The 14,503-nt window shown below is 43.1% G+C and carries 13 protein-coding genes and 1 tRNA gene; all 14 read right to left on the bottom strand.

Features of this window, described 5'->3' with window-relative positions:
• Positions 1–36 precede the first annotated feature (36 nt).
• Positions 37–1,704: a formate--tetrahydrofolate ligase gene (locus tag AC0MXB_RS02705; RefSeq protein ID WP_474038042.1), complete on the bottom strand. Its 1,668-nt coding sequence runs from the start codon at positions 1,702–1,704 to the stop codon at positions 37–39.
• A gap of 41 nt (positions 1,705–1,745) precedes the next feature.
• Positions 1,746–2,591, bottom strand: coding sequence for a bifunctional methylenetetrahydrofolate dehydrogenase/methenyltetrahydrofolate cyclohydrolase FolD (folD, locus tag AC0MXB_RS02700; protein WP_474038041.1), 846 nt, complete (start codon positions 2,589–2,591; stop codon positions 1,746–1,748).
• A 75-nt stretch (positions 2,592–2,666) separates the two neighbouring features.
• A complete protein-coding gene (gene tatC / locus AC0MXB_RS02695; RefSeq protein WP_474038040.1) occupies positions 2,667–3,422 on the bottom strand; it encodes a twin-arginine translocase subunit TatC in 756 nt (251 codons plus the stop codon).
• Between the two features lie 9 nt (positions 3,423–3,431).
• Positions 3,432–3,641: a twin-arginine translocase TatA/TatE family subunit gene (locus AC0MXB_RS02690; RefSeq protein ID WP_474038039.1), complete on the bottom strand. Its 210-nt coding sequence runs from the start codon at positions 3,639–3,641 to the stop codon at positions 3,432–3,434.
• 211 nt (positions 3,642–3,852) lie between these two features.
• Positions 3,853–4,821, bottom strand: coding sequence for a polyprenyl synthetase family protein (locus AC0MXB_RS02685; RefSeq protein ID WP_474038037.1), 969 nt, complete (start codon positions 4,819–4,821; stop codon positions 3,853–3,855).
• A gap of 88 nt (positions 4,822–4,909) precedes the next feature.
• A complete protein-coding gene (gene ahbB / locus AC0MXB_RS02680) occupies positions 4,910–5,407 on the bottom strand; it encodes a siroheme decarboxylase subunit beta (RefSeq protein ID WP_474038035.1) in 498 nt (165 codons plus the stop codon).
• 8 nt (positions 5,408–5,415) lie between these two features.
• Positions 5,416–5,868 carry a siroheme decarboxylase subunit alpha gene (gene ahbA, locus AC0MXB_RS02675; protein ID WP_474038034.1) on the bottom strand — a complete coding sequence of 151 codons (453 nt, stop codon included), beginning with the start codon at positions 5,866–5,868 and terminating at the stop codon, positions 5,416–5,418.
• 95 nt (positions 5,869–5,963) lie between these two features.
• The gene (gene yihA, locus AC0MXB_RS02670) at positions 5,964–6,608 is read right to left on the bottom strand and encodes a ribosome biogenesis GTP-binding protein YihA/YsxC (protein ID WP_474038729.1); all 645 of its coding nucleotides are present in this window, start codon (positions 6,606–6,608) and stop codon (positions 5,964–5,966) included.
• A 23-nt stretch (positions 6,609–6,631) separates the two neighbouring features.
• Positions 6,632–8,992: an endopeptidase La gene (gene lon, locus AC0MXB_RS02665; RefSeq protein ID WP_474038033.1), complete on the bottom strand. Its 2,361-nt coding sequence runs from the start codon at positions 8,990–8,992 to the stop codon at positions 6,632–6,634.
• A 180-nt stretch (positions 8,993–9,172) separates the two neighbouring features.
• Positions 9,173–10,831 (bottom strand): ATP-dependent protease LonB, encoded by a 1,659-nt coding sequence (gene lonB, locus AC0MXB_RS02660; RefSeq protein ID WP_474038031.1) that lies wholly within the window; start codon positions 10,829–10,831, stop codon positions 9,173–9,175.
• Positions 10,832–10,969: 138 nt separating this feature from the next.
• Complete coding sequence (clpX, locus tag AC0MXB_RS02655; RefSeq protein WP_474038030.1) at positions 10,970–12,235, bottom strand: ATP-dependent Clp protease ATP-binding subunit ClpX; 1,266 nt, start codon at positions 12,233–12,235, stop codon at positions 10,970–10,972.
• 12 nt (positions 12,236–12,247) lie between these two features.
• Positions 12,248–12,853 (bottom strand): ATP-dependent Clp endopeptidase proteolytic subunit ClpP, encoded by a 606-nt coding sequence (gene clpP, locus AC0MXB_RS02650; protein ID WP_474038029.1) that lies wholly within the window; start codon positions 12,851–12,853, stop codon positions 12,248–12,250.
• A gap of 35 nt (positions 12,854–12,888) precedes the next feature.
• Positions 12,889–14,178, bottom strand: coding sequence for a trigger factor (tig, locus tag AC0MXB_RS02645; RefSeq protein ID WP_474038028.1), 1,290 nt, complete (start codon positions 14,176–14,178; stop codon positions 12,889–12,891).
• Positions 14,179–14,362: 184 nt separating this feature from the next.
• A tRNA-Gly gene (locus tag AC0MXB_RS02640) sits at positions 14,363–14,437 on the bottom strand.
• Positions 14,438–14,503 lie beyond the last annotated feature (66 nt).

Below are 14,503 nucleotides of genomic sequence, written 5' to 3'. Positions count from 1 at the left end.
AAAACCCCTCCTAAAATATACCTATCACTCAATCAGCTAAAATAAGCCGGTGATTGTACCATCATTGGCAATATCCATTAATTCCGCTGCTGGCCGTTTGGGAAGACCAGGCATTGTCATAATATTGCCTGCTAAGGCAACAAGAAAACCAGCCCCGGCAGCCACACGAATCTCACGAATCGTCAAAGTGAAATTCTCCGGACGACCCAGTTTGGTCATATCATCACTAAAGGAATACTGTGTTTTCGCAATGCAAATTGGCGTTTTATCAAAACCAAGCGCCGTAAGTTCCGTTATGGTCTTAGCTGCCGCTGCTGTAAAGGCCACTTGACTCGCACCATAAATCGTCTTAGCAATTGCCGTAATTTTATGTTCTATTGATTCATTGACATCATAAACAAATTGGAAATTTTTCGCCTGATCACAAGCGGCCAGAACTTTTTCCGCCAACTCTACGCCGCCAGCACCGCCATCAGCCCATACATTGGAAATAGCGATTTCAGCGCCTAAGACTTCGCATTTTTCTTTTAAAAGATCAAGCTCGGCCTGTGTATCCGTCGGGAACACATTGACTGCCACAACAGTATGCAAACCAAATTGTTTCATATTTTCAATATGTTTTTCTAGATTGGCCATACCGCGTTCTAACGCGGCAAGATCCTCTGTAGTCAATGCGGTTTTTGGTAATCCGCCATGCATTTTCAGTGCTCTTACCGTAGCGACAAGAACAACAGCATCTGGCGAAAACCCGCCGAACCGACACTTAATATCAAGAAACTTTTCGGCACCTAGATCAGCGCCAAAACCAGCCTCTGTAACAACAATATCGCCCAGTTTCAAACCAAATTTTGTCGCCATAATACTATTACAGCCATGAGCGATATTAGCGAAAGGACCGCCATGGACAAGAGCTGGCGTATTTTCCAACGTCTGTACTAAGTTCGGCTTAATCGCATCTTTAAAGAGAAGCGTTAAGGCTCCTGCTACTTTAAGATCCGCTACGGTAATTGGCTTATTATCGTAGGTATAAGCCACAATAATCCGGCTGATTCTTGCTTTCATATCCTCTAAGTCAGCAGCAAGACACAGAATTGCCATCATTTCTGAAGCAACCGTAATATCAAAACCACCTTCGCGCGGCACACCGTTGGCCTTACCGCCAAGACCTGTAATAATCTGACGTAAAGCCCGTTCATTTAAGTCAAGCACCCGCCGCCAAGTAATGCGTCTAGGATCGATATTCAATTCATTGCCTTGATGAACATGGTTATCGATAATCGCCGCCAGCAGATTATGCGCTGTGGTAATCGCATGAATATCGCCCGTAAAGTGCAAGTTAATATCTTCCATCGGTACAACTTGAGCATATCCGCCGCCAGCTGCACCGCCTTTAATTCCAAAGCAAGGCCCTAAAGAAGGTTCTCTCAGGGCAATAACGACCTTTTTACCGAGTTTATGAAGGGCATCGCCTAAGCCCACTGTTGTTGTTGTTTTGCCTTCACCGGCAGGCGTCGGCGTAATAGCTGTCACAAGGACGAGCTTACCATTGGGGCGATCTTTTAAGCGCTCCCAAGTGGAAAGAGCTATTTTCCCTTTATATTTGCCGTATAATTCAATTTCTTCTTCCCCAATTCCCAATTGCTTCGCTACAACTGTAATCGGTTCTTTCACTGCTTCTTGTGCAATTTCTACGTCACTTTTCAACCTGTCGTTCCCTCCAAATCATTCTTGCATCAAGACTGCCCTTATTCACTAATAAGTTTCGCAGCCTTTACTGTATTTTTCAGCAGCATGGCGATTGTCAATGGGCCAACACCGCCTGGTACTGGCGTAATAGCACTGGCAATCTCCTGCACAGAGGCAAAGTCCACATCGCCAACCAGCTTCTTATCAAGGCGATTAATCCCTACATCAATCACTACAGCGCCTGCTTTCACCATGGAGCTTGTTACAAATTGCGGCTTGCCTACGGCAGCAATCACTATGTCAGCTTGCTTCGTAAGACCTGCCAGATTTTCTGTTTTTGAGTGACAAATCGTCACAGTGGCGCTTTTGGCCAAGAGCAAAGCAGCCATTGGTTTTCCTACAATATTACTGCGTCCAATAATGACTGCATGTTTACCGGCAACAGCGATATCATAGCGGTCTAATAATTCCATAACGCCTTGAGGCGTACAAGGAATAAAAGCATCTTTTCCTTGCCATAAACACCCGGTATTAATCGGATGAAAACCATCTACGTCTTTTTCCGGTACAATTGCTTCAATCACTTGCTGTTCATCGACGGCTTGTGGTAAAGGCAGTTGCACGAGAATGCCGTGAATCGCATCACGTTGATTTAGCTCGCCAATTACGGCAAGAACCTCTGCTGTCGTTGCCGTTTCCGGCATTCGAATCACTTCGGAATAAATGCCTAAGGCTTGGCAAGCCTTTTCCTTATGTCCTACATAAACTTTCGAGGCAGGATTTTCACCAACTAGGATGACAGCAAGGCCTGGCGTAATTCCCCGATTTTTCAGACAAGCAATATCATTTATTAGTTCATCTTTGATCAATTGTGCTGTTTTTTGTCCATCAAGTAAATGCGCCATAAGTCCATCCTTTCTAATGTGAAAAAGTCCCTCCAGAATTTCGCCGACAGCAAAATCTGAAAGGAGCATAGCTATTTATTTTCTTAAAATATAACGGACGATTAATAAGCTAATCTCATACAAAATAAGCATGGGCACAGCTACAAGCGTCTGTGAAAACACGTCTGGCGTCGGCGAAAGTATGGCGCCGAATACAAACGATAAAACAAAAACGACTTTGCGTTTTTTCTTTAAAAAATCTGATGTAAGCAGCCCCAATTTCGCTGCTACCGTAATAAACAGGGGCAATTCAAAAACAAAGCCAAAAGGCAATAAAAAGGAAATTACAAATGATAAATAATCACCAATCGAAAAAAGCGGCTGCAAACTATCCGTAGCAAATCCCAGCATAAAGCGAATCCCCGCTGGAAGTGCTAAAAAGTAGGAAAAGGCCAGTCCCGCTAAAAAAAGCAAAACAGATGCGGGCACCAGAAAAAAAGAAACTTTCTTCTCTGTACCCGTTAAAGCTGGCAGAATAAAAGCCCAAACTTGATATAAAATTACAGGTAGTGCAATTAAAAAACCCACAAAAAAAGAAACTTTTAAATAGGTAAAAAAAGCTTCAGCAGGATGCATATAATAAAGTTTTCCAGCTGGCGCTGTAATAAAACTCACTAAGTCTACAGCATAGAAGTAACAGACAGAACTTGTGGCCACCAGTGCAATAATTATTTTAATTAACCGATGACGTAATTCCTGCAGATGGTCTACCAGCGACATCATTCCTTGCGCGGCGGGTGCAGCCGTATCGGATTCTGCTGCCGTTACTTCGTCTTGTTCATCGGTCGCCATAAGAAATCCTCACTTTTTCTCTTCCGCTTTGCGAGGTTCTTCAATCGGCTTTGCTTCTACTTTAATGGACTCATCTTTTGCTTCACCGATAGTCGCCTTTTTAAATTCAGTAATGCCGCGGCCAAGAGCCTTGCCAACTTCAGGAAGTTTCCCCGGTCCAAATACAACTAAAGCAATTACAAGAATTAAGATCAATTCCGGCATACTAAAACTAAACAATCCTGTCACACCCTTTCATTAATATTATACCTGTTTGTTTTCTAAAACACAATATGAGGGATATTCAGTAAGATTTGTCTAAAAAATTTCGCCCTACCAAGTGATAATTCCTTTAAAATATTTTCATTTTACAGTAATTTAACAAAATAGCAGAATAATGATTGAAAAAAAGACATTTTATCGCAGCGCATAAAATGTCTTTCTTGAAATCTTAAAAATGACGTTTACCAATAAATTCAGTAATATCCAAAAGAACCTTTTTAACCGAAAGCGGTATGCATTCAGGCAAAACCTGCCGCGCCTCTTCCAGGTAGTGCTGGGCTTGCTGAAAAGAATATTCAACAGCACCACTATTACGAATATAACCTAATGCCTCTGTCAGCTTTGTTGCATCATTCGCTACAGCACGTGAGGCAATTAATTGATACAGCTTGTCTTTATTGTGACTATGGTTCAACGCATACAGCGTAGGCATTGTTAAGATGCCTTGTTTTAAATCATTGCCTGTGGGCTTGCCTACTTCCTGTTCCGTAGCCGTGACATCAAGTAGGTCGTCCGTAATTTGAAAAGCAATCCCAATGCAGTAGCCATAACGATGAAGCGCCGTTACCGACTGCGTATCATACCCAGCAGCAATTCCACCCAACTTACAGCTTGTTGCAATAAAATCAGCTGTCTTGCGATTAATATTGGTAAAATAGCCTTCCATGGTTTGGTTTAAATCAAAGAGATCCCGTTCTTGGAAAATTTCCCCTTCACAAATAACACAGATCGCATCTGTTAAAAGTTTCATCGATTCACTGCGTGAATGCTCAGCGATCAAAGAAAAGGCACGAGCGAACAAATAATCTCCAGCCAAAACCGAAGCATGGTTACCAAAAATCACATTTGCCGTAGGACGCCCCCGCCGCGTAGCCGCCACATCAATTACATCATCATGGACAAGTGTCGCCATATGAATTAATTCGATAGCCGTTGCTAAATAATGAGCCTCGTTACTTTGTTCCTTGTCCCTTTTGGCACAGAGTAAAAACAAAGCCGGCCTCAATCTCTTTCCACCGGCATGAAGTAAATGTCCACCGATTTTACTAAGTAAAGCTTCCGGCACAGTAACCATCTCAAGTAGCTCCTGTTCCACGGCAGCCATTTCTTCTTGCACCAGTGAAAATAAATTAGTCATAGTCAAATCAGATCACCTACAGCTAAAGTCTGTTACTATCATACAATACAACAGACATATAGTCCACCATATTTCCCCTTTTTATTCCCTATTGCGCTTTTTCCTGGCGTAAGACTGCGTCTTCCTGAAAATAACGCATACTCGTCTTTTTCCATTCCTTGGTGCTAAACAGCAACTTATAATCGAAAACGCCTGTCGCTTCTGCTAACTTTAGCGCAGTCTCTTCACAAATCTCCCGGCTGTGGCCATGGATCATCGTATAAAAATTATAAGGCCAGTCTGGTTTTATTTCCCGGCAATAGCAATGTGTAACAGCAGGAGACGCTGTCATAATTTCCCCGACTCGTTCACAGTCAGCAAATGGCACAATCCAAGCGCATAAAGCATTTGCTGTATAGCCAATGCGACGATGCGTCAGAACAGCGCCAAACTTACGAATTTTCCCCGTTTCTTGAAACCGCTGCAATCGTTCTATCAGTTCTGCTTCGGTAATTTTCAATTCGCTAGCTAAGCGTGCATAAGGTTCCTTTTCCAAAGGAAATTCATCTTGCATTAGTATAATAATCTCTTTATCCAGCCAATCCACTCCATCACCTACTTCAAATCAAATTTGACATTTACTTTTAATTTTTTTTGGGCTGGTAAACTATGCAAACGCCGAATCCCAGGAACTTTTGCAATTTCCGCCAGAACTTGTTCTTGCGCCGCTTTACTTGGTGAAAGCAGTGTAAACCAAAGGTTAAATTCCCCTTCTCGTTCATAATTATGAGTTACGCCCACATAGGAGTTGATTTTTTGCGCTACCGCAGCAAGGGCCTCACTATCTACCTCAGCAGCAACTAATGTACCAACATATCCGAGTCGTGCCGAATCAAAAAAAGGACCAATTCGCCGAATATAGCCATTGTCCTTCATCCAACGGACACGTGACAAAACTGTCTCCTCATCGCAGCCTACAGCATCGCCAATCATTGCAAAAGGACGGCTGGCTACCGGAAGTTTCGTCTGTAAAATATTTAAAATAGCCTTATCGAGTTGTGACAGCATGACATCCAGCCTTTCTAAAAATAATAAGAAAATAAGACCTGTTCAGCATGGAAAGAAGGACAGCCCGGAGACTGTCCTTTCCTATTCAATTACTGTTATAGTAACAAAAGGTCGCCAATAACGTCAAGAACTTCTTTCCTGCCAGTTCCTTTTAACGAAGAATAAGTCATGATTTCATGTTGTTTTATTTTTAGCTGACGACTAATAAGAGCTTGCTGTTTCTGCACGGCCGAACGACTTAATTTATCGGCTTTGGTCGCAATAATCTGTACAGGTACGCCTGATGAAACAAGCCAGTCAAAAACCTGTAAGTCGCTTTCCTGCACAGGGTGGCGAATATCGATAAGCTGAAATACCCGTTTCAGTTCCGTAGATTCCATAAGAAAATCTTCAATAAATTTTCCCCAGCTTGTGCGTTGTTTTTGCCCCCGCTTAGCATAGCCATAACCAGGCAAATCGACAAAGAAAATGCTCTTTCTCTCTAGAGATTTTCGCATTTCTAATTGATAAAAATTAAGAGTTTGCGTTTTACCTGGCGTACTACTGATGCGAGCTAAACCCCGATGACGGCAAAGCGAGTTAATCAACGAAGATTTTCCTACATTGGATCTTCCTACAAAGGCAAACTGAGGCAGATCTTCTGCTGGATATTGATCAGCCCGCACAGCGGAAGCGACGTATTTTGCCGCCAGAACCTCAACCTCTGCGATTACAGCTGCCGCGTTCTCGCCTGGTGCCATTTGCCCGTTTTTTACTTCTTCAGTCATTCTTTTGCAGCCTCCGCTGTTTCCGTCGCTTCCTCAGACGATTTTCCTGCCAACAAGGCCGTTTTAAGGACTTCATCCATATGCTCTACTGGAATAAATTCCAGGCTTCGTTTTACATTTTGCGGCAATTCCTCAAGATCACGTTTGTTTTCCGCTGGTAAAAGAATGGTTTTAATGCCAGCACGATGCGCCGCCAGAACTTTTTCTTTTATACCACCGACAGCAAGAACGCGGCCACGTAACGTAATTTCGCCAGTCATAGCTAAATCGCTGCGAATCGGTCTGTCGCTTAGCGCTGAAACGATCGCCGTAGCCATGGTAATACCAGCTGACGGGCCATCCTTAGGAATTGCGCCTTCTGGTAAATGCACATGAATATCTAGTTTTTCGTGAAACTCTTCATCAATGCCAAGAAGCTGCGCCCGATTGCGAATATAGCTAAAACCAGCCTGAGCACTTTCCTGCATAACTTCGCCCAGCTGTCCGGTCAAGGTTAGTTTCCCTTTGCCCTTCATAGTCGAAACTTCTACAGGTAAAACATCGCCGCCCACTTCCGTCCAAGCCAGCCCTGTCGCTACGCCAACCTGAGGCTCTTTTTCCGCAGCAGAATGGCGGAATTTCGGACTACCCAAAAAGACATGAATGTTTTGCGGTGTAACTTTAACACGCGAACGCTTATTCTGGACAATTTGACGGGCCACCTTACGGCAAAGGCCAGCAATACTGCGTTCTAAGCCGCGGACTCCCGCTTCGCGCGTATAGTCACGAATAATCTTTTGAATCGCCGCGTCGGAAAATGAAATTTGTTTCTCCGTAAGACCATGTTCTTTCGTCTGTTTACTAACCAAATACTGTTTAGCAATCTGCACCTTTTCTTCTTCCGTATAGCCAGGAATCTGAATCACTTCCATACGGTCTAACAGCGGCCGGGGAATATTATGCATCACATTCGCCGTAACAATCCAAAGCACGCGCGATAAATCAAAGGGCAGCTCTACATAATGATCACTAAAGGTATTGTTCTGTTCAGGGTCCAGCACTTCCAACAATGCGGAAGACGGATCGCCTCTAAAGTCAGCACTCATTTTATCAATTTCATCTAGCAAAAAGACCGGATTTTTTGAACCAACTGTCCGCATTCCCTGAATAATCCGACCAGGCATAGCGCCTACATAAGTCCGACGATGACCGCGAATTTCCGCTTCATCACGCACGCCACCCAAAGAAGCGCGAATAAATTTACGTTCCATTGATCTGGCAATCGAGCGCGCCAGCGATGTTTTACCAACGCCAGGCGGCCCTACCAAGCAGAGAATTGGTCCTTTCATCTGATCGGTTAATTTGCGAATAGACAAGTACTCTAAAATTCTTTCTTTCACTTTTTCCAGACCATAATGATCTTCATCTAGCGTGGCTTCTGCCAAAGTAATATCAAGACGATCTGTAGAAATTTTCGACCAAGGCAAAGAAAGTAGCCAATCGAGATAGGTGCGAATGACGGCGCTTTCCGCCACCATAGGTGGCATTTTTTCCAGACGGTCAATTTCCTTCTTGATTTTTTCTTCTACCTCTTTAGGCAGTTCTTGTTCCTTCATGCGCTGCCGATATTCTTCTACCTCGGCCGCCCGGTCATCCTTATCGCCTAATTCCTTTTGAATGGCCTTCATTTGCTCGCGTAAATAGTATTCCTTCTGGGTTTTTTCCATTTGTTTGCGTACGCGCACATTAATCTTTTTTTCCAGTTCCAATATTTCCATTTCACGGCCTAATATCTCGCAAAGCTTTTCCAGGCGTTCTTTAATGGTTACTGCATCAAGCAGCGCCTGTTTATCTTCAATCTTCAGAGATAAATGAGTCGCAATCAAATCAGTAAGCCGCCCCGCTTCTTCTACGGTCACAACCGATACAAGCGTTTCCGGCGGAATTTTCTTGCTCAGCTTCACCCACTGTTCAAATTGGCTGATCACTGTACGCGTCAGAGCTTCTATTTCTGGCGTTTTCTGTTCCACTTCCGAAAATTCTTCAATCTCTACGGAATAGTAAGGATCAAATTTAATATAATTTGCAATTTTAGCCCGATGAAGTCCTTCTACCAAGACTCGAATCGTACCGCCAGGCAGCTTTAATAATTGTTTAATTTCCGCTACCGTGCCAATTTCAAAAATATCTTCCGCTTCTGGCTGATCCGTCTGGGCATCTTTCTGTGTTGCCAGCATAATAAGCCGATCATGAACCATCGCCTCTTCTAGGGCGCTGATCGACTTTTCCCGGCCTACATCAAGATGAATAATCATATAAGGATATACCAAGATGCCTCGAAGCGGCAGCAATGGTATCAATTTTTTTTGGTCAGACATAATGTGTCCTCCTTCTCGCCTCTTCACTTTGTACGTCCTTATTCCGGTTTAGCAACCGAAATAAGAGCTGCGGTAATTATTTCATAGGTCAGCCTATCTTATACATATTCTTACACATTCCCTAAAAATCCTTTCTTTTCTCACAAGAGTAGCCGGGTAAGTTTCCCGGCTGTCCTTGTTTTATATTAAATTGATCTTAGCCGGTTCCTGTACCAGTGTTCTAGAATCGAAACACAATGTCTCCGCAAGAACTTCTTGCAAAGTATCCACAGCAAGTACTTCAATGCCCAAAGATTGAAACCCCTCCTGTTCATTTTCTCGGGGAATCAAAACTTTTTCGGCTCCGGCTTGCTTTGCCGCTAGCACTTTTGCGAGTACTCCGCCCACAGGTTTAACTAAGCCGCGCAATGATAATTCTCCTGTCAGAGCAACTCGGTTGTCAATGGGAATCTGATGAATCGCCGAATATAATGCGGCAGCGATGGTTACGCCAGCGCTCGGCCCATCAACCGGTCCGGCCGAAGGAAAATTCACGTGGACATCATAAGACGAAAAATCAATGGAATATTCATTTTTCAATACAGTCATAACATTTTCGATCGATCCTTTAGCCATACTTTTACGACGAATTAAGCGGCCTTGACTCTGAATTTCTTCCTCATCAACAATTCCTGTTACCGTCAGTTTTCCTTGACCACTATCCACTTTCGTCGCCGCAACTTCAACTTCCATCATCGCCCCGATGCTAGGACCGCAAATCGCTAAGCCATTGGCAAACCCGACTTGCGGACTTGCCCCAATCTTCGTTTCCGGCCTCGGGTCGTATTGACTAAAATTAATCACCCATTCTATATCAGCCTTCGAAAGAGTACGACGTCTTTCCGTAAGAGCCATACTCGCCGCGGTCTGTACGATATTTACAGCCTCGCGCCCGCTCGAAGCATAGCGTTCAATTAAAGAAATCACTTCAGGCTCAACAGAAAAATCTATTTTATTTAAGGCTATCTTAGCGATTCTGCCAATTTCAGGCGCAAGCAATGGCCGAAAATAAATTTCGACGCAACGTGAACGCAGTGCTGCCGGAATCTCCTCCGGCAATCTTGTTGTAGCACCAATCAGACGAAAATCCGCCGGCAAGCCATTTTGAAAAATATCATGAATGTGCAGCGGGATATTTTTGTCTTCCTTATGGTAATAGGAACTTTCCAAGAATACTTTGCGATCTTCCAGGACTTTTAATAGTTTATTCATTTGTACATGGTGGAGCTCACCAATTTCATCAATAAATAAAACACCGCCGTGGGCTTTAGTGACTGCTCCCGCTTTCGGCTGAGGAATACCAGCAACGCCTAACGGCCCCGCCCCTTGGTAAATCGGATCATGAACAGTACCAATCAGCGGATCGGCAATTCCCCGCTCATCAAAACGCGCTACAGTGGCATCCAATTCGGTAAAGACAGCGCCAGGTCGAAAAGGAGACAGACTGTTGCCACGGGCTTCTTCCAAAATAAGTCTAGCTGCCGCAGTTTTGCCGATACCTGGTGGTCCGTAAAGAAGGACATGTTGTGGATTGGGGCCGCAAAGAGCCGCTCGCAGAGCGCGAATGCCTTCTTCTTGACCGACAATCTCCCGAAAAGAAGTGGGACGTGTTTTCTCTGACAGCGGCTCCGTTAAAGCAATGGACCGCAATCGTTGCAATTTATCAATTTCAGAACGTGATTCTTTTTCTACAGCCACTTTGTTCCCTTGTTGTGATCTAAGTAAATTCCAAAAGTAAAGGCCAATTACTACAGCAAAAAAGCACTGGAGTAACGTAAAAAAATTGACTGCATATTCCATGTTCGCCCTCCTTTTGCTCCGTGTTCTTTTTCAGCTTTGCACAAGTTTAGTATGAGCGCAAAACTTCATTTTATCCGACGAGCAAAAGAGACAAAAAAGGAGAGAACGCAAGGTTCTCTCCTCAAGCTAAGCTGCTAATCAAGCAGACTCTTCTTTTTTCTTGCTTTTTTTATCAGCTGCAGTGACCAATTTCGGTTCTTCTTTCGCCATGACGACTTCGCGAGTTACCACGCATTTCGTCACATCACTGCGCGAAGGAATCTCATACATAACATTGCGCATAATTCCTTCAATAATTGCCCGAAGTCCTCTAGCGCCGGTGTTGCGCTTAATGGCTTCGTCAGCAATCGCCGAAAGAGCGTCTTCCTTAAATTCAAGTTGCACTTCATCCATTTCCAAAAACTTTTGATACTGTTTAATCAAAGCATTTTTGGGTTCCAATAGAATCCGCACAAGCGACGCTTCATCAAGCGCATCTAATGTTACGATCACTGGCAGACGACCAACAAATTCAGGAATTAAACCAAATTTCAGTAAATCTTCCGGCAGCATTTTGCCGAGAAGTTCGCCAACATTTTTCTTTTCTTTCGGTTGAATATCAGCGCCGAAGCCGAGATTTTTCTTGCCGATTCTAGCACTGATAATCCGGTCGATACCATCAAAAGCACCGCCACAAATGAACAAAATATTGGTTGTATCAATCTGGATGAATTCCTGGTGAGGATGTTTTCTACCACCTTGCGGCGGAACACTGGCAACAGTTCCCTCTAAAATTTTAAGCAGAGCCTGCTGCACGCCTTCGCCAGATACATCACGGGTAATAGATGGATTTTCCGATTTTCTAGCAATTTTATCAATTTCATCAATATATACAATGCCTTTTTCGGCTTTCTCTACATCGTAGTCGGCCGCCTGAATCAGCTTTAGCAGAATGTTTTCTACATCTTCACCGACATAGCCCGCTTCTGTTAAAGAGGTTGCATCAGCAATAGCAAAGGGTACATTGAGAATTTTAGCTAGTGTTTGTGCTAGAAGAGTCTTGCCGCTGCCTGTCGGTCCCAGCATGATAATGTTGGATTTTTGCAACTCCACATCATCCATCTTAGAACCAATATTGATCCGTTTATAGTGATTGTACACAGCTACCGACAAAGATTTTTTGGCATCGTCTTGACCAATGACATATTGATCCAAAATCGCTCTAATTTCTTTCGGTTTTGGAATTTCTTTCATATCAATGTCAATCGTTTCGCCAAGCTCTTCCTCGATGATTTCGTTGCACAATTCAATGCACTCATCACAAATATAAACGCCTGGACCAGCAACTAGCTTTTTAACCTGTTCTTGCAACTTGCCGCAAAAGGAACATTTTAACTGACCTCTGTCATCGCCAAACTTCAACATGCTATCACCTCTTTATTCGGAAGTCTCCTTCTGTTTATCGCTACGAGATACCACAGCATCAATCAAACCATAATCTAAAGCTTCTTGGCTTGACATGAAGAAGTCTCTTTCCATATCCTGACGAATTTTCTCCAAGGGTTGACCAGAATGACGAGATAAAATTTCATTGCCAATTTCGCGTAACCGCAAAATTTCACGAGCATGAATTTCAATATCCGTCGCCTGCCCCTGCGCACCGCCATGAGGCTGATGAATCATAATACGGGAATAAGGTAGAGCATAGCGCTTTCCTTTAGCACCAGCCGTTAAAAGAATCGCTGCCATACTGGCCGCTGAACCAATGCAGATTGTCGATACATCAGGACGAATATACTGCATCGTATCATAAATAGCTAAGCCAGCAGTTACAACGCCGCCTGGGCTGTTAATATACAAGTGAATATCTTTATCAGGATCTTCAGACTCTAAAAATAAAAGCTGTGCAATCACAAGATTTGCTACAGTATCATCGATAGGTCCGCCAATAAAGACAATACGGTCTTTCAGCAAACGAGAGTAAATATCATAAGATCGTTCGCCACGATTTGATTGTTCTACAACAACAGGAACAAAATTCATGATTACCACCTCTATTCGTGTAGTAGCATCCTGTTTTACGCTTTTTCTACCGTGTCAAGAATCAGGCCAAGAGCTTTTTTACGCAGAACAGTCTGCGCTAATGCGCCAATGTTGCCTTGTTCGGTAATAATTTTGCGTACTTCTTCTACAGGTGCTTGATAAGCTTCAGCCATAGCAGCTGTTTCAGCGTCTAAATCTTCAGTTTCTACTTTGAGTTTTTCTGCTTTAGCAATTGCTTCGAGCAAAAGATCTACTTTTACATTGGCTAAAGCATTATCGCGATAATTTTCTCTGAGCGTATTCATATCCATATGAACATATTCCAAATATTTATCCAGTTTCATGCCGCGACTTTCTAAATTCACAGCTAGATCTTGAATCATAACATTGATGCGGTCATCGACCATAACATCAGGAATGTCCATTTGGGCATTATCTACAGCCAATTTAATTACGTTGTTTTTAAATTCGCGTTCTGCTTTTTCTTTAGCAGCCTCTTCTAGCTTATTCTTGGTATCGGCTCTTAATTCCTCTAAGGTTTCAAACTCGCCGCTGTCTTTAGCAAATTCATCGTCAAGAGCAGGCAATTCCTTGCGTTTAATATCCTGAATTTTCACTTTAAACTCAGCGGCTTTGCCAGCCAATTCTTGCGAGAAATATTCTTCTGGGAAGCTTACTTTAACAAGACGATCTTCCCCGCTTTTTGCACCGATCAGCTGATCTTCAAACCCAGGGATAAAGCTACCGGAACCAACTTCTAACGGATATCCTTGTGCATCGCCGCCTTTGAAAGGAATGCCATCAACAAAGCCTTCGAAGTCAATAATGGCGAAATCGCCTTTTTCTAAAACAGCATCAGGAACTACAACCATTTTTGCTTGGCGGGAACGCATATCTTCTAGCTGTTTGTCAACTTCTTCATCAGTTACTTCTGCTTTTACTTCCGCAACTTTCAAGTTTTTATATTCGCCTAAAGTCACTTCCGGTTTCACCGTTACAGTTGCTTTAAATACGCAAGGAGCTTCCTCCGTTAACGTAACGACTTCAATCTGCGGACGACTTACAGGTTCAATGTTCTGTTCGTCAAGCGCTTGGCTATAAGCATTAGATGCCAAAAGATCAAATGCTTCTTCCATAATCGCTTCTTTACCAATTCTCATTTCCAATACTTTCTTAGGAACTTTTCCTTTACGGAAGCCAGGAATATTTACTTTAGCAGCCAATTTTTGATATGCACGACCTACCGCTTTCGTTACTTGTTCCTGAGGAATTTCCACCTCAAGTACGGCTTTATGGTTGTCTATTCTTTCCACTGTTACTTTCATTTATGCGATATCCTCCTTAATGAATAGTGCCATGCTTGTCCTAATACAAATTCAAATCGCAATGATTGCCTTATGTAGAAACACGAACGCCAGCATGCCATGCCTAATATACTATCATAATTGTATAACAAAAACAAGAAAAATGCAAAAAACCCAGCGATTTTTGCTGGGAATTTGACTTTAATGGAGCGGAAAACGAGATTCGAACTCGCGACCCTCGCCTTGGCAAGGCGATGCTCTACCACTGAGCTACTTCCGCACAATTTTTTCTGACGACTTTTTCATTATAGCTATAAAGCCACACTTTGTCAACATAATATTGAAA

This window comes from Pelorhabdus sp. sgz311001, assembly GCF_055901755.1.
Note: the sequence above shows the minus strand (reverse complement) of the source record. Positions and strands in the feature narration are given on the sequence as shown.

Excerpts from the sequence above, each read along its gene's own strand:
- folD (WP_474038041.1), bottom strand. The coding sequence starts at position 2,591 with ATGGCGCATTTACTTGATGGACAAAAAACAGCACAATTGATCAAAGAT.
- tatC (WP_474038040.1), bottom strand. The coding sequence starts at position 3,422 with ATGGCGACCGATGAACAAGACGAAGTAACGGCAGCAGAATCCGATACG.
- AC0MXB_RS02685 (WP_474038037.1), bottom strand. The coding sequence starts at position 4,821 with ATGACTAATTTATTTTCACTGGTGCAAGAAGAAATGGCTGCCGTGGAA.
- ahbA (WP_474038034.1), bottom strand. The coding sequence starts at position 5,868 with ATGCTGTCACAACTCGATAAGGCTATTTTAAATATTTTACAGACGAAA.
- yihA (WP_474038729.1), bottom strand. The coding sequence starts at position 6,608 with ATGGCACCAGGCGAGAACGCGGCAGCTGTAATCGCAGAGGTTGAGGTT.
- lon (WP_474038033.1), bottom strand. The coding sequence starts at position 8,992 with ATGTCTGACCAAAAAAAATTGATACCATTGCTGCCGCTTCGAGGCATC.
- lonB (WP_474038031.1), bottom strand. The coding sequence starts at position 10,831 with ATGGAATATGCAGTCAATTTTTTTACGTTACTCCAGTGCTTTTTTGCT.
- clpX (WP_474038030.1), bottom strand. The coding sequence starts at position 12,235 with ATGTTGAAGTTTGGCGATGACAGAGGTCAGTTAAAATGTTCCTTTTGC.
- clpP (WP_474038029.1), bottom strand. The coding sequence starts at position 12,853 with ATGAATTTTGTTCCTGTTGTTGTAGAACAATCAAATCGTGGCGAACGA.
- tig (WP_474038028.1), bottom strand. The coding sequence starts at position 14,178 with ATGAAAGTAACAGTGGAAAGAATAGACAACCATAAAGCCGTACTTGAG.